Source organism: Streptomyces ferrugineus (assembly GCF_015160855.1).
In the GTDB taxonomy this organism is placed as follows: domain Bacteria; phylum Actinomycetota; class Actinomycetes; order Streptomycetales; family Streptomycetaceae; genus Streptomyces; species Streptomyces ferrugineus.
The window spans coordinates 579,238-602,545 of record NZ_CP063373.1; the positions used below are offsets into that span (position 1 = coordinate 579,238).

Here is a 23,308-nt window from a genome sequence, read left to right on the forward strand (position 1 = left end):
GGTCAGCGCGGCCTCAGGCCGTGCAGCAAGTGGTGGACCAGGCCCTCCACGCCCTCCAGGGCCGCCTCCGGCGTCAGCCAGCCGCCCGCGATGAAGGCGGCCATGCCGTGGAGGGCGGCGCCCGTGACGAGGTTGAGCTCCTCGGGGTCGCCCTCGATGATCTCGCCGCGTTTCTGGGCGTCCCCCAGGACGCGTTCGAGGCTGCCGACCGTGCGCTCGACGGCGGCGGCCATCTGCTCCGAGGCGTCCGGGTCGTGCTTGCGGGCGTACATGAGCTCCAGGAGCTCGGCGTTGTCGATGGCGAAGCCGAGGTAGGCGCGGGCCAGGGCGGTGAGCCGGGGTTCCACTGCCAGCGCGGGGTCGTCGGCGGCGCCCAGTGCCCGCCCGAGCCGGTCGTAGCCGGCCAGCGCCAGGGCGTTGAGCAGGGCCTGCTTGTCCTTGAAGTGCCGGCCCGGGGCGGCGTGGCTGACGCCGACCTCGCGGGCCAGTTCGCGCAGCGAGAGGGAGGCGACGCCCTTCTCACGCAGGGTGCGTTCCGCTGCCGCGAGCAGGGCGGCGCGCAGGTCTCCGTGGTGGTAGGGGCGGGTCTCGGGCATGCGGACCATCCTAGCTCGATGTTGCCTTCGGCTACTTTGTTGGCGTCGTCACCATTGTTGTCATTGACAGCATTGTTGGCGACGCCTACATTCGGATGCATGGCTGACAACACGAAGACCAAGAGCAGGACCAAGAGCGGGACCAAGGCGTGGGACGCGACCCGCCTTCCCGACCTCACCGGCCGCACGGCCGTCGTCACCGGTGCCAACAGCGGCATCGGCCTCAGGGCGGCGGAGGAACTGGCCGGGGCGGGCGCACATGTCGTGTTCGCCGTACGGGACCTGGAGCGGGGGCGGGCCGCGGCGGCGACCGTGAACGGCAGCACGGAGGTACGGCGGCTGGATCTGGCGGACCTGTCCTCGGTGCGGGAGTTCGCGGCGGGATGGGAGGGCCGGCCGCTGGACATCCTGATCAACAACGCGGGCGTGATGATGGTGCCGCAGCAGCGGACGCGTGACGGCTTCGAAGTGCAGTTCGGCACGAACCACCTGGGCCACTTCGCCCTGACGAACCTGCTCCTGCCGCACATCACGGACCGGGTGGTCACGCTCGCGTCGAGCGCCCACCGCATGGGCGACGGCAGGATCCACTTCGACGACCTGAACCTGACGGCGAACTACGGTCCGGGCCGCGCCTACGCCCAGTCGAAGCTGGCGAACCTGCTCTTCGTCCTGGAACTCCAGCGCCGGTTGACGGAGGCGGGATCCGCCGTCCGTGCGCTGGCGGCCCACCCCGGCTGGGCGGCCACCGGCCTCCAGAGCCACCACGGCAATCCGGTGATGCGGGGGATCATGCGGGTGGGCAACCGGTTCTTCGCCCAGGACGACCGGGCGGGCGCGCTGCCGACGCTGTACGCCGCCACGCAGGACCTTCCCGGCGCGAGCTACGTCGGCCCGGACGGTCTGGGCGAGTGGCGGGGCGCACCCACGCTCGTGGGGCGGACCACGGCGGCCAGTGACGCGGGCGTGGCGCGGCGGCTGTGGACGGCGTCGGAGGAGCTGACCGGGGTGAGCTGGCCGCTGGAGGCGGCGAGCAGCGGGGCCGGGGAGCGGGTGGCGGCCGAGCGTTAGTACGCGCCCCGCCGTCCCCGTCCGTGAACCCGCCCAGCCCTTGTACCCGGCCGGCCTACGACTCCGGCTGAGTCACCGTCAGCGCCCACCGGATGGTGTCCGCCGAGGCGTCGACGCCGATCACGAAGGACCCGGAGCGGACCACGCCGGGGTCCATGGTCACCGAGCCCACCGCGGCCTCCCCGGCCGGGCAGTCGACGGTGAACGCGGCGACCTCCGACTCCTGCGACATCGTCACCCGGACATCGCCGCCCCCTTCGCACGCCACCGTGAGCACGGTCGGCAGCTTCTCCCACGCGCCGCCGGACGCGACGCCGCCGTCCCCGGTCCACTCCTCCACCCACACCAGGCCCTCCGGCCCGGGATGCGGCAGCAGGACGTCGCCCGACGCGGCGGCGGGGCCGGTCGCGACGCCGATCAGCGCGCAGGCCGTGAGTGCCGTGACGGCGAGAGTGCGCTCGGTGCGTCTCATGGTCGTTCCCCCTGATGGTCGTATGGGCCCTGATGGTCGTATGGGCCCCACAGTCTGCCGTGCCGGATGACCTTGCGCCTGAGTACCCGTACTCAGGGGTAGGCCTGACACGGAGGTGGTCGAGCGATGTCGATGCCGAGCCTGCTCGGGGTGTTCGCGCACCCGGACGACGAGTCCCTGTTCTCGGGCGGCGTCCTCGCCCGGCACGCGGCCGCGGGCGCGCGTACCGGCGTGGTGACGGCGACCTGGACCCCGGACACGCCGCGCGGTGCCGAACTCGCCGAGGCGCTGCGGATCCTGGGCGCCGGAAGACCACGGATGCTCGGCTATGCCGACGGCGGCGTGCCGCACTCCGCGCCGGGCAGCCCGCGGCTGTGCGACGCGCCGCTCGACGAGGCGGTGGGCCGACTGGTCGCCCACATACGGCGGTTCCGGCCGGAGGTCGTGGTGACCCATGACGCCTACGGCGGCGTGACCGGCCACCCCGACCATGTGCACACCCACCGACTGACCACGCTCGCCGTCCAGGCGGCCGCGCTCGAACGGCTCTACCCGGACGCCGGCGACCCCTGGCGGCCGGGCGCCCTCTACCTGGCCACGCACCCCCACTCGGCCCTCGACGCGCTCAGCGAACTGGCCCGTGCGGGCAAGGGCATGAACACGGTCCCGGACGAGTGGATCAGCGCGACCGTCGACGTGCGCCCCTGGCTGGAGCGGAAGTGGGCCGCCGTACTGGCCCATCGCACCGAGGTGGAGCGGGGTGCCGCGCCGGGTCTGCTGGCCGGTTTCCCGGCGGCCGTACGGGAACGGATCCTCGCCACCGAGTGGTACATCCGGCAGGACACGGTGTCGTCGTCCGCGGCGTGCCGGACCGAGCTGACGGTTTGAAAGGGCGGCCGCTGAGTGAGACGCGCCAACCCCGGCGGGGCTACTCGGCCGGCGACGCGTCCCGCAGGGCCTTCGCGGTGACCGTCGGGTCGTAGCCGTCGGGGACGCCCTCGACCAGGATGATGTCGCCCGCGATGTGCCGTGAGCGCAGGGGTGCGATCTCCTGGTAGGCGGGCGAGTCCCACCAGGCCCGCGCCTTGGCGATCCCCGGGAAGCCGATCACCACGACGTGCCCGGGCCAACTGCCCTCCTTGGTCTCGTGCGGCGTGCCGTGCACCAGGAAGCGGCCGCCGTACGGCTCGAAGGTGGCGGTGATGCGCTCGATGTACTCGGCGATCTCCGGGTGCGGGGCGGCTTCCTGGAGGTGGGCGATGGCGTAGGCGGGCATGGCGTCCTTCCGTTCGGCTTCGTCCGGCTCGGCTTCGTCCGGTTGGGCTCCGTACGCCGATGAGAGTGGCAGGCGAGCCCGGTCGGCGTCGATGACCCGTCAGGTAAGGCGACGGTGTTTGACGCTCCTCTCACCTTCGTCGGACACAGTGACTCCGATGCCCCGGATGAAGCGCACCTCACGCCTGTCCCTGTACGCCGCCACCGTCCTCCTCGCCCTGCCCTCGGCCTCCGCCGCGGCCGCCGGCGCCGGCAGCGGTCCCTTCGGTGTGACCGTCACCGCCGTGGCGAGTGCGCACAGTGCGCGGGTCGGTGCGCTGTTCGCGGCCGGTCGGCGTGACCGTCTGCGCGGTGGCCACTTCTGCACCGCGTCCGTCGTGCACAGCCCTCACCGGGACCTCATCGTCACCGCCGCGCACTGCCTGGGCGGCGGAACGGCGGGCGAGCTGGTGTTCGTGCCCGGGTACCGGGACGGCGAGGCGCCGTACGGGGTGTGGCGGGTGGCGAAGTGGTTTCTGCCGGACGGGTGGGCCCAGGGGCGGGACGAGGACAGCGACGTGGCGTTCGCGGTGGTGCGGGATCGGGGTGGGGAGGGGGTCGAGGACGTGGTCGGAGGGAATCGGTTCGTCGTCGGTACGGCCGTCGGCGCCACGGCCGTGACCGTCACCGGGTATCCCAACTCCCGTGAGGTTCCGGTCAGTTGCAGTAACAAGCCCCGTCCTCACAACCGTACGCAACAACGCATCTCCTGCCCCGGCTTCGGCGGCGGGACCAGCGGCAGTCCATGGGTCGACGGAGAAGGGCAGGTCGTGGGCGTGCTCGGTGGGCACGAGGACGGCGGGGCCACGGCCGATGTGTCGTTCAGCGTGGTGTTCGGGGCGGAGGCGGCCGCGCTGTACCGCGAGAGTGTCGGTTGCGACGAGCCCCACGGGGGAAGCTCCTAAACTGGCGCGGGCGGACTCCGGCGGGGTGAGGGGCGGTTGACGGTGCGTAAGGCATGGATCGTGGCGGGCGCCGCTCTCGCGGCGGGGCTCAGCTTCGTGATGCTGCTCGTCATCGGGGTCTACCTCGTCGCCGGGAACCTCGCGGGCGGGATGGGCGGCGCCTCCAAGGCGCTGGCCAAGGGGGCCGTGCCCGCCGCCTACCAGGAACTCGTGCAGAAGTGGGGCAATCTGTGCCCCGCCATCAACCCCGCACTGCTCGCCGCCCAGCTCTACCAGGAGAGCGGCTTCAACCCGAACGCCAAGAGCCCGGCGGCGGCGCAGGGCATCGCGCAGTTCATCCCGGGGACCTGGGCCACGCACGGCATCGACGGCGACGGCGACGGCGACCGCGACGTCTGGGACCCGAAGGACGCGATTCCGTCGGCCGCGTCGTACGACTGCAAGCTCGCCTCCTACGTCAAGGACGTACCCGGCGACGCGACGCGGAACATGCTCGCCTCCTACAACGCCGGGGCGTACGCGGTCATCAAGTACCGGGGTGTGCCGCCGTACAAGGAGACCCAGAACTACGTGAAGACGATCACGAGCCTTCAGGAGAGCTTCGCGGCGCCCGTCAGCCGGGTGGATCCCAGCAAGCAGGCCGCCGGGGCGATTTACTACGCGCAGAAGAAGCTCGGCACGCCCTATCTCTGGGGCGGTGACGGAACCGCCGCGGACGGTGGGCGGTTCGACTGTTCGGGGCTGACGAAGGCCGCGTACGAAAGTGTCGGGATCTCGTTGCCCCGGGTGGCCAACGACCAGTGGAACGCGGGGCCGCATCCGGACCGGGACGAACTGCTGCCCGGGGATCTCGTGTTCTTCTCGGACGACCTCAACAACTCCCGGGCCATCCGGCATGTGGGGATTTATGTCGGTGGCGGATACATGATCGACGCACCGAGAACGGGTGCTGTGATCCGGTTCGACCCGATCGACACCCCGGACTACTTCGGAGCCACCCGGGTGACCGAAGATGGCGCGAAAGCGCTGCCGACGACGGTTTAGACGGAGCGTGAACCCACCCCCTGAGCTGCGGCGATGAGTATCTCTTCGATAACGTCTGCGTGATCATTCAGTGGAGTGTGGAACGTATCAACAGGGGCCGTGCGTTCCTGGTGTCGTAGCCGTCAGCGGATCTGCAACCACGGGGGTGGGAGAGCGGCGCACGTAAGTGTGCGCCGGAGGAACGACGAAGGGGCCGCGGCATCATGGCTGGACTCGCAGAATCCGGGTCGAACCCCGACGTCGAGCTGCTCTATGACATCAATGGCCTGGCCAAGGACGCGCCGCACTGGTTCGACCGGGTCATGGGCTACGTCGGTGAGTACGGAGTGCTGCTCGCCCTGGTCCTGCTCGTGCTGTGGTGCTGGTGGTCCGTGCGGCGGCGGGGCGAGGACGACGCCGCCTCGTCGGTGGCCGCACTGGTGTGGGCGCCGCTGGCCGCCGGGGTCGCGGTGCTGGTGAACGTGCCGATACGAGGGTTCGTCGAGCGGCCCCGGCCCTTCAAGTCCCACCAAGGGCTCGAAGTGCTCGTCACCGGCAAGACGGACTACTCCTTCGTCAGCGATCACGCGACCATCGCCATGGCCCTGGGTGTCGGGCTGTTCGTCGCGAACCGGAAGTTCGGGCTCGCCGGCATCGGGCTGGCGCTGCTCGAGGGGTTCTGCCGGGTCTACATGGGCGTGCACTATCCGACGGACGTCGTCGGTGGCTTCGCGCTGGGCACGGCCGTGGCGCTGCTGCTGTCGCCGCTGGCCATGGCCCTGCTGACACCGCTCATGTCCGCCATCGAGCGGTCGTCGCGGGGTGGGTGGCTGATCAGGGCGCGGGGGCGGTCCCGGGCGGGCGGCGGGCAGGAGCCGCTGATTCCGGAGGCGCGGAAGGACAGCGAGAGCGCGGGGGCGGAGGAGCGGGATCTGGCGGCCTAGCTGTACCCGGCCGGGAGGTTGGTGACACGCCCGCTACCGGTTGTTGATCATGGAGGGACCTCCGGGCGTAGTGGAGATTGCCGTCTTCACTCACCTCGGAGGTCCTGGTGGCCCACGCTAATGCCCGGCTGACCTTTCACGGCAGATGCCTGCTGGTGCGTCGCGTTGTCTTCGACCGGCGCCCGGTCGCGCACGTCGCCAAGGAACTGGGAGTCTCCCGGCAGTGTGCTCACCGCTGGGTCAATCGCTATCGGGTCGAGGGCTGGCCGGGGCTGCACGATCGCTCCAGCCGCCCCCGCACCTGCCCCACACGCACGCCGGCCGAGGTCGAGGAGCGTGTTCTTCAGGCCCGCCGACGCCTGCGCCGGGGACCCGAGCAGATCAGCGAGGCCACCGGGGTTCCGGCCCGGACCGTGACCCGGATCCTGCGCCGCCACCACATGCCGCCCCTGGCAGCCTGCGACCCGCTCACCGGGCAGGTCATCCGGGCGGTGCGCAAAAGCGCCGCACGCTACGAGTACAACCAGCCAGGCGGCCTGGTCCACGTGGACGTGAAGAAGCTCGGCAAAATCCCCGACGGCGGCGGCTGGCGCGCCCACGGCCGCAGCGAGGACGTCCGCGGCCGCGGCATCGGCTACGACTACGTGCACGCCGCCGTGGACGACCACTCCCGCCTGGCCTACGCCGAAATCCTGGCCGACGAGAAAGGCGTCACCTGCGCCGCGTTCCTCACCCGCGCGGCCGCGTTCTTCGCCGGCCACGGCATCGCCCGCATCGAGCGCGTGATGACCGACAACGCCCGCAACTACCGCACCTCCGGCTCCTTCCGCGACGCCTGCCAAACCCTGGGCGCACAGCAGAAGTTCACCCGGCCCCACTGCCCATGGACCAACGGCAAGGTCGAACGCTTCAACCGCACCCTGCAGGCCGAATGGGCCTACCACCAGGTCTTTGCCAGCAACACCGAACGCGCCGACGCACTCGCACCCTGGCTGCAGTTCTACAACACTGGCCGCCGACACACCGCGCTCGGCGGCCAGCCACCAATCAGCCGACTGTCACCAAAGTCATGACCGGGTACACCTAGCGCGTGTCTCTTTGATGGGTTGGTCGGTTGATCGGATGTGTCCGTCCGGTTAGTGATCACTGATGCGATGTGGGACCGGATCGAGCCGCTGATGCCGGCCGATCCGGTCCGCGGACGGCGATGGGCCGACCACCGCCGAACGCTCGAGGCCATCGCGTGGAAGTACCGCACCAACTCGCCCTGGCGGGACCTGCCCGACGAGCTCGGCTCATTCCAAACCGCTCACAAGAGGCTGATCAGATGGGCCGTCGACGGCACCTGGGAAATGATCCTTGCTGCCGTCCTGGCGGCGGCGGACGCCGACGACGACATCGACTGGACGGTGTCGGTGGACTCCACGGTCGTCCGGGCCCACCAGCATGCTGCCGGAGCACTCAAAAAGGGGCGGCTCACTGCGGCGAGCCCGCCGATCACGCGCTCGGACGTTCCCGCGGCGGGCTGAGCACCAAGGTTCACCTGGCCGCAGACGGCCACGCCCGGCCCCTCGCCTTCACCGTCACCGCAGGCCAGGCAGGTGATGCACCCGCCTTCGAGACGGTGATGTCCCGCATCCGCGTGCCCCGCACTGGCCCGGGCAGGCCCCGGACCCGGCCCCTGGCCGTTCTTGCCGACCGCGCGTATTCCTCACGTGCCATCCGCAGCCACCTGCGGCGCCGGGGCATCCGTGCGGTCATCCCGCAGCCGTCCGACCAAGTTGGCCACCGCCTGCGGCGAGGCCGACTCGGTGGCCGCCCGCCCGGCTTCGACAGCGAGGCGTACAAGCAGCGGAACACCGTCGAGCGGTGCATCAACCGCCTCAAGCAGTGGCGCGGCCTGGCCACACGAACCGACAAACTCGCGATCGCCTACCAGGCCGCACTCCACCTCGCGGGCATCCTCATCTGGACCCGACGCTGACCAAAGAGACAGAACCTAAAGCGTGTTGCAGAACGCTGTGATCAGGGCATTTCCCTTGCATGGGTGGGGTGTTGAGGGCTGAGCCGGTCTGGGTGGAGACGTTCACCGGTCTGCGGGCTGAGCAGTTCGGGCGGCTGCTAAGGGCGGTTCGGGAACGTGGTGGTGAGGGGTGCGGGTGGGGTCGTCCGTGGCGGCTTCCGCTGGCCGAGCGGGTGCTGCTGGTGGCTGTCTACTACCGCACGAACCTCACGATGCGGCAGCTCGCCCCGCTGTTCGGCATCTCCCCGGCGACCGTGTGCCGGGTGATCCAGCGGCTGGGGCCGCTGCTCGCGCTCGAGCCGGTACGTGCCCCGCAGGAGGCAGTCGAGCGGTTGTGGATCGTGGACGGCACCCTCATCCCGGTCCGTGACCGAGGTGTGGGTGCCTCCTCGCGTAACTACCGTTTCTCAGCAAACGTGCAGGTCATCGTGGACGCAGACACCCGGCTCGTGGTGGCCGCGGCCCGTCCGCTGCCGGGCACCACCGCGGACGCGCACGCCTGGCGGCGCTCCGGACTGGCCGAGCACTGCGAAGGCGTGACGGTGCTCGGCGACGGCGCTTATCTCAACACCGGCCTGATCGTCCCGCACCGCAAACGCCCCGGACGGCCGCTACTCAAGGGCGAAGAGGAGGACAACGCGGAGCACCGCAAGGTCCGCGCCCGTGTGGAGCATGTGATCGGACGGATGAAGAATTACAAGATCCTGCGTGACTGCCGGCAGCGCGGCGACGGCCTCCATCACGCCGTTCAGGCCGTCGCCCGCATGCACAACCTCGCCCTCACCGCGTGACCAGACGCGACAAACGCCCAGTTCAGCCTGCCTGATCACAGCGTTCTGCAACACGCTTTAGGCCCAGCGCGTCGGCCGCGGTGGGGCTGACGGTGGCGGTGGTCTGTGGTCTGTGGTCTGTGGTTTGTGGTCGTGCGGCTATAGCGCCTGCGGGTACGTGAAGAGACCCTCTGGGTCGTACTGCTTCTTCAGCTTCGTGAGGCGCGTCGCCGCGTCCCCGTAGTACGCCTTGCGCCAGTTCCGCAGGGTCGGGTCGGTGTAGTTCTGGTACGCGGCGCCCGAGGCGTACGGGCGCATCGCGTTGTGGGCCGACGTCAGCCAGGACTGGGCCGTGGTGCCCGAGGTGCCGGCGCGCCAGGAGGCGATGTACTGGGCCAGCACCCGGGAGCGGCGGTGCACGAACGCCGTCGCGGTGGGGGAGACGCGGTTGACCGCTCCGCCGAGGGCCGTGAGCGCGATGCTGCCGGAGCCGCCGCGGACCGACTCCATCTGCTTGAGCAGCGTCTGGATGCCCGCCGAGGACAGCGTACGGTCGAAGAAGTCCGACTTGGCGGTGTACGTCTCGCGGCCCAGCGCGCCCTGCGGGGAGCGGCCCGGGGTGGAGCCGGGGAGGTGGCACTGCGCGTCCGTGGCGAAGGACGAGCAGCCGGCGTACAGCTCCATCGACTCCTCGTACGAGCGGCGCTTGATCGAGACGTTGGTCGCGGGACCCGGGCCGCCGGGGCGGTCGGCCAGGCGGTCCACCGCGTTCTTGAGTTCGCCGTGGGTGCCCAGCGAGAACGCCGCCACGGTGATGGTCGGGGTGCCGCCCGCGTAGGCCGAGATGCTCAGGGCCGACCAGATCTCGTCGGGCTGGGTCGGGCCCCACTCCTGCCAGGACCTGATCAGCCTGGCCGCCTTGGACCAGGGCCAGGTCATGTACGCCGTGACGGCCTGCGGGGCGGGGTGGGTCTTGAACTGCAGTTCCGTGACGACGCCGAAGTTGCCGTTGCCGGCGCCGCGCAGGGCCCAGAAGAGGTCCTTGTGGGTGGTGGCGTTGGCGGTGAGCTGCTTGCCGTCGGCGGTGATGAGGGTGGCCTGGGTGAGGCTGTCGCAGGTCAGGCCGTAGGCGCGGGAGGTCACGCCGTGGCCGCCGCCGAGGGTGAGGCCGGAGACGCCGACGGAGGGGCAGGAGCCGGCGGGGATGGTGACGCCCTTGGCGGCGAGGGCCCGGTAGACGTCGATGAGCTTGGAGCCGGCGCCGACCACTGCGGTGTTGCCGGAGGCGCGGATGCGGTTGAGCTTGGAGACGTCGATGATCAGGCGGTTGTCGCCGGAGGACCAGCCGGCGTAGGAGTGGCCGCCGTTGCGGATGGCTGGGCGGAGGTTGTGGGCGCGGGCGTAGGCGAGGGTGGTGCGGATGTCGTCGGGGTGGGCGACGTAGGCGACCGCGGCGGGCTTCAGGGCGTCGAAGCGGGTGTTGTAGAGCTGGTGGGCGGACTTCCAGTCGGCGTCGCCCGGGCGGATGAGGGGGCCGTAGAGGTTCTGGGCGAGGGCGGTCCAGTTGGCGGGGGCGGCGGGGCGGGTGGCGGCGGTGGTTTGGGTGCGGGTGCGAGTGCCGGCGCTGTTGCCGTTGCTGTCGGTGCCGTAGCAGGCGGTTGCCGTCAGGGCGGTGAGGGCTGCTGCGGTGCCGCCGCCGATGAAGGTGCGCCGTTCCATGTCGCCTCCTGGGGGTTACGTGGAACGAGACGGGGTGCTGAGGGGCGGGGTTCCATCACGCGCCGACCCGTTACCCCACCCTGGGATTCTCGCCCCCGCCGCCCCTACCCGTCCCATCCCCAGGGGCGCTGCCCCTTCGACCCCCACTGGGGCTGCCGCCCCAGACCCCGCTCCGGCCCTGAAGGGGCCTTGTCCTCAAACGCCGGACGGGCTGGATGGCGCGGGCTGGCGTTGGAAGGTGGCGGCCAGTGGGTGGGGGGATGGTGAGAGTCCGTCCTTGGGCGCGGGACGGGCTGGATTGTGCCGGTCGGCGGTTCGACAATCGGGGGGTGTTGGGGCGGGTGGGGTGCGTGGGGGCTACAGGAACGCCAGGTGGACGATGCCGAACGCCCCGGCTGCCACCGCCGCCGCTGCCGGCATGGTGATGAACCAGCCCAGGACGATGTTCTTGGCCACGCCCCATCGGACGGCGTTCACGCGCTTCGTTGCGCCGACGCCCATGATGGCCGAGGTGATGACGTGGGTCGTGGAGATGGGGGCCTTGAAGAGGAAGGCCGTGGTGAACATGATCGACGCGCCGGTGGTCTCGGCGGCGAAGCCCTGGGGCGGGTCCAGTTCGATGATCTTGCGGCCGAGGGTGCGCATGATGCGCCAGCCGCCGGCGTAGGTGCCGAGCGAGAGCATCACGGCGCACGCGATCTTCACCCAGACCGGGATCGGGTCGCCGTAGTCCTCGACGTCGGCGATGACCAGCGCCATCACCACGATGCCCATCGTCTTCTGGGCGTCCTGGAGGCCGTGGCCGAGGGCCATGCCGGCGGCCGAGACGGTCTGCGCGATGCGGAAACCCCGCTTCGCCTTGTGCGGGTTCGCGCGGCGGAAGATCCACATGATCGCCGCCATCACCAGGTAGCCCACGCCCAGGCCCACGATCGGGGACACGAACATCGGGATGACGATCTTCTCCAGTACGCCGTCCCAGTAGACCGTCGTTCCGCCTGCCAGCGCCGCTCCCACCATGCCGCCGAACAGCGCGTGGGAGGACGACGACGGGAGGCCGAAGTACCACGTGATCAGGTTCCAGGTGATCGCGCCGACGAGGGCCGCGAAGAGAATGCCCATTCCCTTCGAGCCCTCGGGTGTCTGGATCAGGCCCTCGCTGACGGTCTTGGCGACACCGGAGCCGAGGAAGGCGCCGCCCAGATTCATCACCGCGGCCATCAGCAGCGCGGCCCGTGGGGTCAGCGCCCGCGTCGAGACGGACGTGGCGATGGCGTTCGCCGAATCGTGGAAGCCGTTGGTGTACGTGAAGAAGAGCGCGACCGCAATGGTCACGACCAGCGCGAAGGTGTCCATGGACGGGCCTCAGGACTCCTTGACGGCGATGGTCTCCACCGTGTTCGCCACGTGCTCGAAGGCGTCCGCCGCTTCCTCCAGCACATCCACGATCTGCTTGAGCTTGAGGACCTCGATCGCGTCGTACTTGCCGTTGAAGAGATGAGCGAGAAGCTTGCGGTGTATCTGGTCGGCCTGGTTCTCGAGGCGGTTGACCTCGATCCAGTACTCGGTGAGGTTGTCCATCGTGCGCAGGTTCGGCATCGCCTCGGCCGTCAGCTCGGCCGCCCGCGCCAGCACCTCGATCTGCTGCTCGACGCCCTTGGGGAGTTCCTCGACGTTGTAGAGGACGACCAGGTCGACGGCCTCCTCCATGAAGTCCATGATGTCGTCGAGGGAGGATGCGAGGGAGTAGATGTCCTCGCGGTCGAACGGCGTGATGAACGAGGAGTTCAGCTGGTGGAAGATCGCATGTGTGGCGTCGTCACCTGCGTGTTCCGCGGCCCGCATACGCTCTGCGATCTCGACCCGGCCGGCGGTGTCCGCCCCGAGCAGTTCCATCAGGAGCTTCGAGCCCGTGACGATGTTGTCCGCGGACGCGGCGAACATGTCGTAGAAGCTCGTCTCCCGGGGGGTCAGACGAAAGCGCACGTGAGGGTCCTCAAGAAGCGTCGGTTCGGTCAGGCTGATGCTAAGTGCATCATCCGGCCACGGCTAATGGGCCGTCCCCCAGTGTCGCCCATGAGGCACAGTGGTCGGCACGGGGGCTGCCCAGTGGTCCAGTCCAGCGGCCGTTCGCGGCATCGGCCACAGGCCCTATACCCAGCAAAGTTCGGTACGATATACCCAGTAGGGGTATGTGAAGCCGTATACGCGGTTTACGTCTGGAGGACGCGATGACGACCACCGAGGCCGGCGCGACGGCGCCCTCCGAGGAGACCGGGACCCAGGCCGTGGTGACGGACCACGACCGGGGCATCCACGGCTACCACAAGCAGAAGGACGAGCATCTGAAGCGGCTGCGCCGGATCGAGGGGCAGATCCGGGGCCTGCAGCGGATGGTCGACGAGGACGTCTACTGCATCGACATACTCACGCAGGTGTCCGCCTCGACCAAGGCCCTGCAGTCTTTCGCCCTCCAACTCCTGGAGGAACACCTGCGTCACTGTGTCGCCGACGCGGCCGTCAAGGGCGGTGCGGAGATCGACGCGAAGGTGGAGGAGGCCACGAAGGCGATCGGCCGCCTCCTGCGGACGTGAGGTCCGCCTCACTCACCGGCGGTGTCCCGCTCCTCCGCGACGCGCAGCACCTCGTCGATGCTTTCCAGACTGAGCCGGTCCTCGCGGGCGGCCGAGGCCGCGATGATCAGCTCTCCGCACAGCTCGATCTCGGCGAGGGCCACGTGGTCCTGAACTGCCGTACCGCCGACCGGAGCCACGTGCATCACCTCTTCTCTGCCGTTACCGACTTCCTAGAGTAGGGAGCGGCCTACGCACCGCGCATGGCACGGACGGGCTAGTTCTTGACGCCCGTCACGCACGCGGACGCCGACCCTCAGTCCTCGGCGATCTTGCCGGCGTAGATGTCGTCGCTGTCGGGCAACCGTACGTCGGCGGGGGCCCCGAAGTCGTACAGCACGGTCGTCGAGGCCACGGCGACGGCGCCGTCCTGCTGTCCGTTGACGAAGCTGAAGCGGTGGCGGACCTTGCGGATCCGGCCGTCCTCGTCGAGGAAGACGTCGAACGGGACCTGGTCCGTGGCGAACCCTTTCGCCGCCGCCGCCAGGGCCTGCGCGTTCCCCCTGGAGGCTTCCTCGGCGGCGATGCCCAGGTCAGCGGTGCCGCGGTAGTGCCGCACCGCCGTGCCGGCGACCTTCTCCTCGCCCACGTACGCCGCCTTCCGCGCCCCGCGCAGCACCTCGGCGGCGGCGAACGGGTCGGTGGCGCCGCCGGTGACGAGGTTCCCGTCGGACAGCGTCTGGGTGTCCACGCGCACCCATTTGTCCTCCGGTACGCCGGCGCCGCGGTTCTTCATGTACAGCGCGCCGGGGGCGAGCAGTTCCATGATCGGCCGCTGTGCGGTGGCGCCCGCGGGATCCTGCGGCAGCAGCACCTTCAGCCGCCCGAGCTGCTTGCGGAAGTTGTACACGCCCTCGCCGCGGATGGTGACGCGGGTGCCGCCGGTGGCCATCTCCATGGAGGTGTGGGCCTTGGAGCTGCGGGCCTCGACGAGGGCGTCCGCCGCTCGCCGTACGACCTGGACGGCCCCCTCGCCGTGCGCGTCCTCGGCCGCGGCGCCCTGCTCCGCGCACCCGCTGCCGGCGAGGCAGGCACACAAGACCCCGGCCGCAACGCCCGCCCCGCGCATCCGCCTGTGCTGCTGCCGCTCCGTCATCGCCTGCCTACCCCCAGCCGGTACGTTTGTCACGGGCCCCCTGTCGTTCCGGTTAACGACGGGTAGGTGCCCCCGTCACGCATGGCGAGGAGTCGCACTTACTTGCCTTGGGTAACGTTGCCGGTGTGGTGCAGCAGGACGGACCGACCTCCCCCGGCAAACAGAGCACCCCCTCGGGCCACCGCACGACGACGGTCGAGAAGGGTGCCTTCTGCACGGCCCACTGCACCTGCGGCTGGCGGGGCCCCGCGAGACGCGCGCGAAGCCTGGCCCGAGACGATGCCGCCGGGCACACGACGGCCTGAGATCCCGGCGAACAAAGACACGGGCCCGCCCCCCGGGAGCCAGGGGGCGGGCCCTTTATCTGCCTCGCGGTGGCACCGCCATGCAGCACCGCGAGGGGTCTGTCAGCCGAAGCGGCCGGAGATGTAGTCCTCCGTGGCCTGGACCGACGGGTTGGAGAAGATGCGCTCCGTGTCGTCGATCTCGATCAGCTTGCCGGGCTGGCCGACGGCCGCCAGGTTGAAGAAGGCCGTGCGGTCCGAGACACGCGCCGCCTGCTGCATGTTGTGCGTCACGATGACGATCGTGAACCGTTCCTTCAGCTCGCCGATCAGGTCCTCGATGGCGAGGGTCGAGATCGGGTCCAGGGCGGAGCACGGCTCGTCCATCAGCAGGACGTTCGGCTCCACCGCGATCGCCCGGGCGATGCACAGACGCTGCTGCTGACCACCCGAGAGACCGGAGCCCGGCTTGTTCAGGCGGTCCTTCACCTCGTTCCAGAGGTTCGCGCCCTTGAGGGACTTCTCGACGATGTCGTCCAGCTGCGACTTCTTGTACGAGCCGTTCAGCTTCAGACCGGCCGCCACATTGTCGTAGACCGACATGGTGGGGAAGGGGTTCGGCCGCTGGAAGACCATGCCGACCTCACGCCGCACCGCCACCGGGTCGATCCCGGTGCCGTACAGGTTCTCGTCGTCGAGCATGACCTTGCCCTCGACCCGCCCGCCCGGCGTGACCTCGTGCATGCGGTTGAGGGTGCGGAGGAACGTGGACTTGCCGCAGCCGGACGGGCCGATGAAGGCCGTCACGGAGCGCGGCTCGACGGTCATCGAGATGTCCTCGATGGCCAGGAAGGAGCCGTAGTAGGCGTTGAGGCCGCTGACATCAATGCGCTTGGCCATGGGAATCACTGCTTCTTTCGGGTCGCTGACTGTTCGTCGATGGCCGCGTCAGCGGCCCGTCTTCGGGGCCTTCCAGCGGGCGATGCCGCGGGCGCCGAGGTTGAGGATCATGATGAAGGCGATGAGCGTCAGTGCCGCCGCCCAGGCGCGGTCGTACGCCGCTCCGGAGCCACCGCTGTTCGCCCACTGGAGGTAGATGTACATCGGCAGCGAGGCCTGCGGGTCGGAGAAGGGGTTGGAGTTGATGAAGTTCGTACCCCAGACCAGCAGCAGCACCGGAGCGGTCTCGCCGGTGATACGGGCGATCGCGAGCATCACACCCGTGGTGATGCCGCCGATCGACGTCGGCACGACCACCTTCAGGATGGTGCGCCACTTCGGCACGCCCAGCGCCAGCGACGCCTCGCGCAGCTCGTTCGGGACGAGCTTGAGCATCTCCTCGGTGGAGCGGACGACCACCGGGATCATCAGGATCGACAGGGCCATCGAGCCGGCGAAGCCGGAGTAGCCCATGCCCAGGATCACGATCCACAGGCTGAGGATGAACAGACCCGCGACGATCGACGGGATACCCGTCATGACGTCGACGAAGAAGGTGACGGCCTTGGCGAGCTTGCCGCGGCCGTACTCGACCAGGTAGATCGCGGTCAGCACACCCACCGGCACGGAGATCAGCGTGGCGAGGCCGACCTGCTCGAGGGTGCCGAGGAGGGCGTGGTAGATGCCGCCGCCCGGCTCGGTGTCGGTGACCACGCCCATCGAGTGGGTGAGGAAGTAGCCGTCGAGGACCTTCACGCCGCGCTTGACGGTCTCCCAGACGAGGGAGGCCAGCGGAATGACGGCGAGCAGGAAGGCGACCCACACCAGGCTGGTGGCCACGCGGTCCTTGGCCTGCCGGCGGCCCTCGACGCGGGCCGAGATGCCGTATGTGCCGAGGACGAACAGCAGCGCGGCGATCAGGGCCCACTGGATGCTGCTGTCCAGCCCGGCCGCGGCGCTGATGCCGAGGCCCAGGGCGACGGAGCCGGCGGCGACCAGGTAGGGGAACCACTTGGGCAGGGTCGCTCCGCGCAGGGAGCTCGGACGCTTGCCGGAGAGGGTTGCGTTGCTCATGCGTTGGCCCCCGAGTACTCCTTGCGGCGGGCGATGATCATGCGGGCCGCGCCGTTGACCAGCAGGGTGATGACGAAGAGCACCAGACCGGAGGCGATCAGCGCGTCCCGGCCCATGGGGGTGGCCTCGTTGAACTTGCTGGCGATGTTCTGGGCGAAGGTGCCGCCGCCCGGGTCGAGCAGGCTGGCGTTGATGTCGAAGCTCGGGGACAGCACCATGGCGACGGCCATGGTCTCGCCGAGCGCGCGGCCGAGGCCGAGCATCGAGGCGGAGATGACGCCGGAGCGGCCGAAGGGCAGCACCGACATGCGGATGACCTCCCAGCGGGTGGCGCCGAGGGCCAGGGCGGCCTCCTCGTGCATCCGCGGAACCTGCCGGAACACCTCACGGCTCACGTTGGTGATGATCGGCAGGATCATGATCGCGAGCAGGATGCCGACGGTGAGCATCGAGCGGGGGGCGCCGCCGTTCCACTCGAAGATGCCGGTCCAGCCGAGGTACTCGTCCAGCCAGCCGTAGAGCCCGTCCAGGTGCGGTACGAGGACCATGAAGCCCCACAGGCCGTAGACGATGGACGGCACCGCGGCGAGCAGGTCGATCACGTACGCGATGGGGCCGCCGAGCCTGCGCGGGGCGTAGTGCGTGATGAACAGCGCGATGCCCACCGCGATCGGGACCGCGATGACCATGGCGATGATCGAGGACACGATGGTGCCGTAGACCAGGACCGCGATGCCGAACTGCGGCGGGATGCCGCTGGGGTTCCACTCGAAGGTGGTGAAGAAGTTGGCCTCGTCCTTGCTGATCGCGAGGGCGGCGCGGTAGGAGAGGAAGACCGCGATGGCGGCCATGATGACCAGCACAAGGATGCCGGATCCGCGGGAGAGCCCGAGGAAGATCCGGTCTCCGGGGCGGGTGGCGCCACGGGCGGCGCGCTTCTGTTCTGCCTGGGGTGGCTCGGGGGTGGGGGGAGCGCTTGTGTTCTGTGTGGATATGTCCATCGGGTTCTCCGGTCTGCGGAGCCGCCCGCTTGTTCGGGGGCTCCTGGCGGCGGTGCACCGGACGGTGCGGCCCGACCCGTTCGGGGCCGGGCCGCACGCTCAGGTCAGCTCAGGCCCGAAATGGTGGAGCGGACCTTGGTGATGATCTCCTCGGGCATCGGGGCGTAGCCCTCCTTCTCCAGAAGGGCCTGGCCGTCCTCCGACGCGATGTAGTTCAGGAAGGACTTGGTGGCGGGCAGGGACTCCGCCTTGTTGCCCTTGTCGCAGACGATCTCGTAGGTCACCAGGACGAGCGGGTAGGCGCCCTCGGCGGCCGGCGTGTAGTCCAGCTCCAGCGCCAGGTCCTTGCCGGTGCCGACGACCTTGGCGGCGCCGATGGCCGCGGTGGCGTTGGCGATCGTGGCCTTGACCGGGTCGGGGGCCTCGGTCTTGATGTCGACGGTCTTGATGTCCTTGGCGTAGGACAGTTCGAAGTACGAGATCGCACCCGAGGTCTGCGAGACCTGCTGGGCCAGGCCGGAGGAGCCCTGCGCGGACTGGCCGCCCTTGGCCTCCCAGGACTTGCCCGGCTCGTAGCCCCAGTCCTTCGGCGCGGCGGCCTTGAGGTACTTGGTGAAGTTGTCCGTGGTGCCGGACTCGTCCGAGCGGTGGAAGGCCTGGATCTTGAGGTCGGGCAGCTTCGCCTCGGGGTTCAGCTTGGCGATCGCCGGGTCGTTCCAGTTGGTGATCTTGCTGTCGAAGATCTGGGCGAGGGTCGAGGCGTCCAGGACGAGGGTGTCGACACCCGGGACGTTGAAGCCCACGGCGATCGGGCCGCCGACCATCGGCAGGTCGATGCCCTGGCCGCCGCTGCAGACCTTCTTGGAGGCCGTGACCTCCTCCGGCTTCAGCGCGGAGTCGGAACCGGCGAACGCGGTCTGGCCCTGGGTGAAGGCGGTGATACCGGCGCCCGAGCCGTCGGGGCGGTAGTTGATCTGTACGTTCTTGCAGGCCGCGGTGTACTGCGCGACCCACGCGTCGATCGCGTTCTTCTGCGCGGACGAGCCGGACGCCTGCAGCTGGCCGCTGGCGTCACCGCAGTCGATCTTGGCGGCGTTGGCGGGCGTGGAGGCGCCGCCCTCACCGCCGCCGGTGTCGTCCGAGCCGCACGCCGTGAGGGCCAGGGCGCCGGAGACGGCGAGAGCGCCGAGGGCGAGGGCACGCCGGTTCTTGCGCTGAAGCTTCACTTGAGGGAGTTCCTTCCAGGAGCCGCCGTCCTGAATTCGGCGGCGTGCGAAGACTGGGTGACGAGGAACGCGTCCCCCGAGGGCGCGATCCGTCATCGTGCACGGCCGAAACTAGGCAGAACAGGTGAAGGCGCCGATGGGCGTAAATGAACGAGGGGTGAACCCCTGGGGACGGTGCGGTGAGGTAACGGAACGCTCACGTTGAGGACACGGGCGTATTCCGAGGCTCTGTCCGGGTTGACCGGGGCTACGCCAGCCGGAGCGACGCCAGCAGGGCGTCCACGAGCGAGCGGTCCCTCGGCTGGGTCAGCCGGCTCCGGGCGCCCGCCGGGGACAGCCACAACAGGCGGTCCACCTCGGAGTTCGGGGCGAAGACGCCGGGCCCCGCCTCGGCCGCCCAGTAGCGGACCTCCTTGGGGCGGCCGTTCGCGAGGTACCGCAGCGTCGGCAGCTCGGCGCCCGGCCGGGCGGCGCGGCCGGTCTCCTCCGCGACCTCGCGCAGCGCGCAGGCGAGGGGCTCCTCGCCGCGCTTCAGCTTGCCCTTGGGGTGCGACCAGTCGTCGTACTTCGGCCGATGGATGAGGCATATCTCCAGCTCACCGTCTACCGGCGAGCGCCGCCACAGGACGCAGCCGGCCGCGTGCACGGTGAGGTTCTCCGAGTGAGTCACCGGGGGTATGCCTCCTTCAGGTCCTTCAGGGGGTACCTACCGTCTGCATCTGCCAGGACTGCTGGAACGCGAACCGCGCCGCCTCCACCTCGTGCCGCTGGTCGGCGTGCAGCACACCGAGGGCGTAGGCCGTCGCCGGGGCGATACGCGGGGTGCGGGCCGCCTGGGCCGCGGCGGCCGCCGCCTCGGAGGCGTCACGGTGCCGGTTGAGGGCCTGGCCGGACGCCAGCAGCCGTACGTCCACCGGGCCGGTGCCGCCGTGGAGGACCTCGAGGGCGTAGCGGTGCAGGCGCAGCAGCAGCCGGACCTGGTGCCAGGGCGCGTCCTGCGGATGCGGCGCCGGGTCCGGGGACAGGCCGTGGATCAGGGCCTCCGCGTTGTACGGGCTGCCCGCGGTGACCAGCGGAAGCGCCGTCACCGCGTCGGTGAGCCGCTCCTCGGCGGAGGCCGCGAGCGGGCGCAGGTCGGCGGTGGCCGCGGCCGGAGTGAGGGGGACCTCGCTGGCCAGTACGGCGATGTTGTCGGCGACGGCGTGGAAGCGGGAGGAGCCGATGGCCTGGAGGGCGCTGGAGTGGGCGCGGGTCCGGGCCAGGGTGAGCTGGCGCTCGAGCAGGGCGCCCGCCTTGGCCGCGCCCACGGTGAGGTTGCCGCGCTCCGGGGTGGCCGCCGGGTGGGTCGGGGGAGCGGCGTCGGCCGGTTCCGTCTTCTGCGGGACCTCCGCCCCGCCGGGCGCGCCGACCGCGCCCGGCTGCGTGGGCAGCACCGTCGCCCCCGACAGCCGGTGCAGCGCCAGCAGCAGGCGCTCCAGGCGGGCCGCGTACGCGTGCTCCATCGCCAGGGTGCCGGAGAGCCAGGCCAGTTCCGGGCGGATGGCCTCCGACCAGTCGGTGTCCAGCAGCGGGCGGAACGTGTGCAGGCTGGCGCTGATGCGGCGGGCCGAGCGGCGCAGCGCCCGGGCCGCGTCGACGGACTCCTCCGAGCCGTTGTCCCCCGGGCGCGCCCTCGTTCGCGCCGGGACACCCGCGTCGCCGCCGGTCTCCCGGTGCAGGCGCAGGGCGCGCAGGAACTCCGTGGCCTGGGCGCGCAGGTAGCCCGCGAGGGCGTCCCCCGGCACGGCCCCGGCCGTGGGGTCCGTCGGATCAAGGTGTTGCTGTGCCACGCCGGCGCCTCCGGGCGTCTATGAGCATCTCCTGGACGTTGCGCAGGGGCTGGCCCTCCGCGTCCGTCGCGTGCCGGGTCCACTCGCCGTCCGGGCCCAGGTGCCAGGACGCGGTGGTGTCGGACATACCGGTCTCCAGGAGCCGGTTCAGCGCGGCACGGTGGGCCGGGTCGGTGACCCTGACCAGGGCTTCGATACGGCGGTCGAGGTTGCGGTGCATCATGTCGGCGCTGCCGAACCACACCTCGGGTTCGCCGCCGTTGCCGAAGGCGAAGACCCGGGAGTGCTCCAGGAAGCGGCCGAGGACCGAGCGGACGCGGATGTTCTCCGACAGTCCGGGTACGCCCGGGCGTATCGCACAGATGCCGCGGACCCAGATGTCGACCGGCACGCCCGCCTGGGCCGCGCCGTAGCAGGCGTCGATGATTGCCTCGTCGACCATGGAGTTGACCTTGATGCGGACGTAGGCGGGCCGCCCGGCACGGTGGTGCTGGGCCTCCTTGTTGATCCGCGAGACCAGGCCGTCACGCAGCGACTTGGGCGCGACCAGCAGCCGCCGGTAGGTCTCCCGGCGCGAGTAGCCGGACAGGCGGTTGAACAGGTCGGACAGGTCCGCGCCGACCTGCGGGTCGGCCGTCAGCAGGCCCAGGTCCTCGTACAGCCGGGCCGTCTTCGGGTGGTAGTTGCCGGTGCCGACGTGGCTGTAGCGCCGTAGCGTCTCGCCCTCCTGGCGGACCACCAGCGACAGCTTGCAGTGGGTCTTCAGACCGACCAGGCCGTACACCACATGGCAGCCGGCCTCCTCCAGCTTGCGCGCCCACTTGATGTTGGCGTGCTCGTCGAAGCGGGCCTTGATCTCGACCAGGACCAGGACCTGCTTGCCGGCCTCGGCGGCGTCGATGAGCGCGTTGACTATCGGGGAGTCGCCGGAGGTCCGGTACAGGGTCTGCTTGATCGCGAGGACGTCCGGGTCGTCGGCCGCCTGCTCCAGGAACGCCTGCACGGAGGTGGAGAAGGAGTCGTACGGGTGGTGCAGCAGGACGTCCCGGCTGCGCAGGGCGGCGAAGATGTCCGGCGCCGACGCCGATTCCACCTCGGCGAGGTCGCGGTGGGTGCCCGCGACGAACTTCGGGTACTTCAGCTCGGGCCGGTCGATGGAGGCGATGCGGAAGAGGCCGGTGAGGTCCAGGGGGCCGGTGAGGGGGTAGACCTCGGCCTCGCTGATCTTCAGCTCGCGCACCAGCAGGTCCAGGACCTCCTGGTTGATGTTCTCCTCGACCTCCAGGCGCACCGGCGGCCCGAAGCGGCGCCGCATGAGCTCCTTCTCCAGGGCCTGGAGCAGGTTCTCCGCGTCGTCCTCCTCGACCTCCAGGTCCTCGTTGCGGGTGACCCGGAAGGCGTGGTGCTCCAGCACCTCCATGCCCGGGAACAGCTCCTCCAGGTGCGCGGCGATCACGTCCTCCAGCGGGACGAACCGGCCGGGGGAGGCCTCCAGGAAGCGGGAGAGCAGCGGCGGCACCTTGACGCGGGCGAAGTGCGGGGTGCCGGTGACGGGGTTGCGCACGCGCACGGCCAGGTTCAGGGAGAGGCCGGAGATATAGGGGAACGGGTGCGCCGGGTCGACCGCGAGCGGGGTCAGCACCGGGAAGATCTGGTGCCGGAACAGGGTGAACAGGCGGGCCTGCTCCTTCTCCGTCAGCTCGTTCCAGCGGACCAGGTGGATGCCCTCCTCCGCGAGGGCGGGGGCGACGTCCTCGTGGTAGCAGGCGGCGTGCCGGGCCATCAGCTCGCGGGAGCGGGCCCAGATCATCTCCAGGACCTCGCGGGGCTGCAGGCCGGACGCGGACCGGGTGGCGACACCGGTGGCGATACGGCGCTTCAGTCCGGCCACCCGGACCATGAAGAACTCGTCCAGGTTGCTGGCGAAGATCGCCAGGAAGTTGGCTCGTTCGAGCAGCGGGGTGTTCGGGTCCTCGGCGAGTTCGAGGACGCGCTCGTTGAACGCGAGCCAGCTGCGCTCCCGGTCCAGGAAGCGGCCCTGGGGCAGCTGGACCCCGTCGACGAGTGAGTCCTCGTAGGCGTCGAGGTCGGCGTCGATGTCGGGCTCCAGGTCGGAGACCATGCCCGACGACACCGTGTGCGGGCGGTGCGCCGCTATGGAGCCCACGGAGGGCTGCGAGTGCTGGACCTTGGCCTGGGCGTTGGTGGGCTGGCTCATATGCCCATTGTTCCGCGCATCCAGGCTTACGGGCGCGTCGGAAAGTGCGGGTGGGAGCGTCGCGGGGAGGCGTCGTGCGTCCCCGTTCCCCACGCTCCCCTGCGCGGGAGGTGAAGGCTCTGGCACGGCGGCGGTCATTGGCCGAGCGTGGCAAGCCCGTCTGAACCAATG

General features: G+C 70.2%; 24 protein-coding genes. 9 read left to right on the forward strand and 15 right to left on the reverse strand.

Features of this window, described 5'->3' with window-relative positions:
* Positions 1-2: 2 nt before the first annotated feature.
* Positions 3-605, reverse strand: coding sequence for a TetR/AcrR family transcriptional regulator (locus IM697_RS02715; protein WP_194044329.1), 603 nt, complete (start codon positions 603-605; stop codon positions 3-5).
* Positions 606-695: 90 nt separating this feature from the next.
* Between IM697_RS02715 and IM697_RS02720 the strand changes: the two genes are divergently transcribed.
* Positions 696-1,667, forward strand: a complete 972-nt coding sequence (locus IM697_RS02720; protein ID WP_194044331.1) for an oxidoreductase — start codon at positions 696-698, stop codon at positions 1,665-1,667.
* Positions 1,668-1,722: 55 nt separating this feature from the next.
* On the opposite strand, the gene IM697_RS02725 is transcribed toward IM697_RS02720, so the two are convergent.
* Positions 1,723-2,139 (reverse strand): hypothetical protein, encoded by a 417-nt coding sequence (locus tag IM697_RS02725; protein ID WP_194044333.1) that lies wholly within the window; start codon positions 2,137-2,139, stop codon positions 1,723-1,725.
* 126 nt (positions 2,140-2,265) lie between these two features.
* On the opposite strand from IM697_RS02725, the gene IM697_RS02730 reads away from it, so the two are divergent.
* The gene (locus IM697_RS02730) at positions 2,266-3,027 is read left to right on the forward strand and encodes a PIG-L deacetylase family protein (RefSeq protein WP_194044340.1); all 762 of its coding nucleotides are present in this window, start codon (positions 2,266-2,268) and stop codon (positions 3,025-3,027) included.
* 40 nt (positions 3,028-3,067) lie between these two features.
* Here the strand turns inward: IM697_RS02730 and IM697_RS02735 are convergent, their stop codons facing one another.
* Complete coding sequence (locus tag IM697_RS02735; protein WP_194044343.1) at positions 3,068-3,415, reverse strand: DUF1330 domain-containing protein; 348 nt, start codon at positions 3,413-3,415, stop codon at positions 3,068-3,070.
* Positions 3,416-3,581: 166 nt separating this feature from the next.
* Between IM697_RS02735 and IM697_RS02740 the strand changes: the two genes are divergently transcribed.
* The 6 genes from IM697_RS02740 (at position 3,582) to IM697_RS02765 (ending at position 9,139) form a co-directional block, all read left to right on the forward strand.
* Positions 3,582-4,358 carry a trypsin-like serine peptidase gene (locus IM697_RS02740; protein ID WP_194049557.1) on the forward strand — a complete coding sequence of 259 codons (777 nt, stop codon included), beginning with the start codon at positions 3,582-3,584 and terminating at the stop codon, positions 4,356-4,358.
* A gap of 36 nt (positions 4,359-4,394) precedes the next feature.
* Positions 4,395-5,402, forward strand: a complete 1,008-nt coding sequence (locus IM697_RS02745; protein ID WP_228044473.1) for a C40 family peptidase — start codon at positions 4,395-4,397, stop codon at positions 5,400-5,402.
* Positions 5,403-5,605: 203 nt separating this feature from the next.
* Positions 5,606-6,325 carry a phosphatase PAP2 family protein gene (locus IM697_RS02750; protein ID WP_194044355.1) on the forward strand — a complete coding sequence of 240 codons (720 nt, stop codon included), beginning with the start codon at positions 5,606-5,608 and terminating at the stop codon, positions 6,323-6,325.
* A gap of 107 nt (positions 6,326-6,432) precedes the next feature.
* Entirely contained in the window at positions 6,433-7,398 is a 966-nt protein-coding gene (locus IM697_RS02755) for an IS481 family transposase (protein WP_194049558.1), read from the forward strand.
* An 81-nt stretch (positions 7,399-7,479) separates the two neighbouring features.
* Positions 7,480-8,309, forward strand: a protein-coding gene (locus IM697_RS02760; RefSeq protein ID WP_265582736.1) for an IS5 family transposase whose coding sequence is annotated in 2 segments (ribosomal slippage) — positions 7,480-7,797 and positions 7,800-8,309 — 828 coding nt in all. Because the reading frame shifts where the segments join, the coding sequence is not laid out codon by codon here.
* A 59-nt stretch (positions 8,310-8,368) separates the two neighbouring features.
* The gene (locus IM697_RS02765; protein ID WP_194038123.1) at positions 8,369-9,139 is read left to right on the forward strand and encodes a transposase family protein; all 771 of its coding nucleotides are present in this window, start codon (positions 8,369-8,371) and stop codon (positions 9,137-9,139) included.
* A gap of 138 nt (positions 9,140-9,277) precedes the next feature.
* Here IM697_RS02765 and IM697_RS02770 read toward each other — a convergent pair whose 3' ends face one another.
* From IM697_RS02770 to IM697_RS02780, 3 genes are all read right to left on the reverse strand, one after another.
* Complete coding sequence (locus tag IM697_RS02770) at positions 9,278-10,837, reverse strand: FAD-binding oxidoreductase (protein WP_194044356.1); 1,560 nt, start codon at positions 10,835-10,837, stop codon at positions 9,278-9,280.
* 357 nt (positions 10,838-11,194) lie between these two features.
* Positions 11,195-12,193, reverse strand: a complete 999-nt coding sequence (locus tag IM697_RS02775) for an inorganic phosphate transporter (protein ID WP_194044357.1) — start codon at positions 12,191-12,193, stop codon at positions 11,195-11,197.
* A 9-nt stretch (positions 12,194-12,202) separates the two neighbouring features.
* Positions 12,203-12,823, reverse strand: coding sequence for a DUF47 domain-containing protein (locus IM697_RS02780; protein ID WP_194044358.1), 621 nt, complete (start codon positions 12,821-12,823; stop codon positions 12,203-12,205).
* Positions 12,824-13,068: 245 nt separating this feature from the next.
* On the opposite strand from IM697_RS02780, the gene IM697_RS02785 reads away from it, so the two are divergent.
* Positions 13,069-13,431 (forward strand): metal-sensitive transcriptional regulator, encoded by a 363-nt coding sequence (locus IM697_RS02785; RefSeq protein WP_194044359.1) that lies wholly within the window; start codon positions 13,069-13,071, stop codon positions 13,429-13,431.
* 8 nt (positions 13,432-13,439) lie between these two features.
* Here IM697_RS02785 and IM697_RS02790 read toward each other — a convergent pair whose 3' ends face one another.
* The 9 genes from IM697_RS02790 to IM697_RS02830 form a co-directional block, all read right to left on the reverse strand.
* The gene (locus IM697_RS02790; RefSeq protein WP_194044360.1) at positions 13,440-13,616 is read right to left on the reverse strand and encodes a hypothetical protein; all 177 of its coding nucleotides are present in this window, start codon (positions 13,614-13,616) and stop codon (positions 13,440-13,442) included.
* 110 nt (positions 13,617-13,726) lie between these two features.
* Positions 13,727-14,566, reverse strand: coding sequence for an SCO4651 family lipoprotein (locus tag IM697_RS02795; protein WP_194044361.1), 840 nt, complete (start codon positions 14,564-14,566; stop codon positions 13,727-13,729).
* A gap of 407 nt (positions 14,567-14,973) precedes the next feature.
* Positions 14,974-15,750 carry a phosphate ABC transporter ATP-binding protein PstB gene (gene pstB, locus IM697_RS02800; protein ID WP_194044363.1) on the reverse strand — a complete coding sequence of 259 codons (777 nt, stop codon included), beginning with the start codon at positions 15,748-15,750 and terminating at the stop codon, positions 14,974-14,976.
* Positions 15,751-15,798: 48 nt separating this feature from the next.
* Positions 15,799-16,863: a phosphate ABC transporter permease PstA gene (gene pstA, locus IM697_RS02805; RefSeq protein ID WP_194044365.1), complete on the reverse strand. Its 1,065-nt coding sequence runs from the start codon at positions 16,861-16,863 to the stop codon at positions 15,799-15,801.
* Positions 16,860-17,864 (reverse strand): phosphate ABC transporter permease subunit PstC, encoded by a 1,005-nt coding sequence (pstC, locus tag IM697_RS02810; protein ID WP_194044367.1) that lies wholly within the window; start codon positions 17,862-17,864, stop codon positions 16,860-16,862. Before pstC ends, pstA begins: the two co-directional genes overlap by 4 nt.
* 104 nt (positions 17,865-17,968) lie before the next feature.
* On the reverse strand, positions 17,969-19,090 hold the full coding sequence (gene pstS / locus IM697_RS02815; RefSeq protein WP_194044369.1) for a phosphate ABC transporter substrate-binding protein PstS: 1,122 nt from the start codon (positions 19,088-19,090) through the stop codon (positions 17,969-17,971).
* Between the two features lie 247 nt (positions 19,091-19,337).
* The gene (locus tag IM697_RS02820; RefSeq protein WP_194044371.1) at positions 19,338-19,760 is read right to left on the reverse strand and encodes an NUDIX hydrolase; all 423 of its coding nucleotides are present in this window, start codon (positions 19,758-19,760) and stop codon (positions 19,338-19,340) included.
* Positions 19,761-19,785: 25 nt separating this feature from the next.
* Positions 19,786-20,919, reverse strand: coding sequence for a CHAD domain-containing protein (locus tag IM697_RS02825; RefSeq protein ID WP_194044373.1), 1,134 nt, complete (start codon positions 20,917-20,919; stop codon positions 19,786-19,788).
* The gene (locus IM697_RS02830; RefSeq protein ID WP_194044374.1) at positions 20,900-23,275 is read right to left on the reverse strand and encodes an RNA degradosome polyphosphate kinase; all 2,376 of its coding nucleotides are present in this window, start codon (positions 23,273-23,275) and stop codon (positions 20,900-20,902) included. The genes IM697_RS02825 and IM697_RS02830 overlap by 20 nt, the downstream gene beginning before the upstream one ends.
* Positions 23,276-23,308: the final 33 nt, after the last annotated feature.

Bases quoted from the DNA above. Each gene is read 5' to 3' on its own strand.
- IM697_RS02775 (WP_194044357.1), bottom strand. From the start codon at position 12,193: ATGGACACCTTCGCGCTGGTCGTGACCATTGCGGTCGCGCTCTTCTTC.
- IM697_RS02735 (WP_194044343.1), bottom strand. From the start codon at position 3,415: ATGCCCGCCTACGCCATCGCCCACCTCCAGGAAGCCGCCCCGCACCCG.
- IM697_RS02790 (WP_194044360.1), bottom strand. From the start codon at position 13,616: ATGCACGTGGCTCCGGTCGGCGGTACGGCAGTTCAGGACCACGTGGCC.
- pstC (WP_194044367.1), bottom strand. From the start codon at position 17,864: ATGGACATATCCACACAGAACACAAGCGCTCCCCCCACCCCCGAGCCA.
- IM697_RS02795 (WP_194044361.1), bottom strand. From the start codon at position 14,566: ATGACGGAGCGGCAGCAGCACAGGCGGATGCGCGGGGCGGGCGTTGCG.
- IM697_RS02730 (WP_194044340.1), top strand. From the start codon at position 2,266: ATGTCGATGCCGAGCCTGCTCGGGGTGTTCGCGCACCCGGACGACGAG.
- IM697_RS02765 (WP_194038123.1), top strand. From the start codon at position 8,369: ATGGGTGGGGTGTTGAGGGCTGAGCCGGTCTGGGTGGAGACGTTCACC.
- pstA (WP_194044365.1), bottom strand. From the start codon at position 16,863: ATGAGCAACGCAACCCTCTCCGGCAAGCGTCCGAGCTCCCTGCGCGGA.
- IM697_RS02830 (WP_194044374.1), bottom strand. From the start codon at position 23,275: ATGACCGCCGCCGTGCCAGAGCCTTCACCTCCCGCGCAGGGGAGCGTG.
- IM697_RS02770 (WP_194044356.1), bottom strand. From the start codon at position 10,837: ATGGAACGGCGCACCTTCATCGGCGGCGGCACCGCAGCAGCCCTCACC.
- IM697_RS02750 (WP_194044355.1), top strand. From the start codon at position 5,606: ATGGCTGGACTCGCAGAATCCGGGTCGAACCCCGACGTCGAGCTGCTC.
- IM697_RS02740 (WP_194049557.1), top strand. From the start codon at position 3,582: ATGAAGCGCACCTCACGCCTGTCCCTGTACGCCGCCACCGTCCTCCTC.
- IM697_RS02785 (WP_194044359.1), top strand. From the start codon at position 13,069: ATGACGACCACCGAGGCCGGCGCGACGGCGCCCTCCGAGGAGACCGGG.
- pstB (WP_194044363.1), bottom strand. From the start codon at position 15,750: ATGGCCAAGCGCATTGATGTCAGCGGCCTCAACGCCTACTACGGCTCC.
- IM697_RS02715 (WP_194044329.1), bottom strand. From the start codon at position 605: ATGGTCCGCATGCCCGAGACCCGCCCCTACCACCACGGAGACCTGCGC.
- IM697_RS02725 (WP_194044333.1), bottom strand. From the start codon at position 2,139: ATGAGACGCACCGAGCGCACTCTCGCCGTCACGGCACTCACGGCCTGC.
- IM697_RS02720 (WP_194044331.1), top strand. From the start codon at position 696: ATGGCTGACAACACGAAGACCAAGAGCAGGACCAAGAGCGGGACCAAG.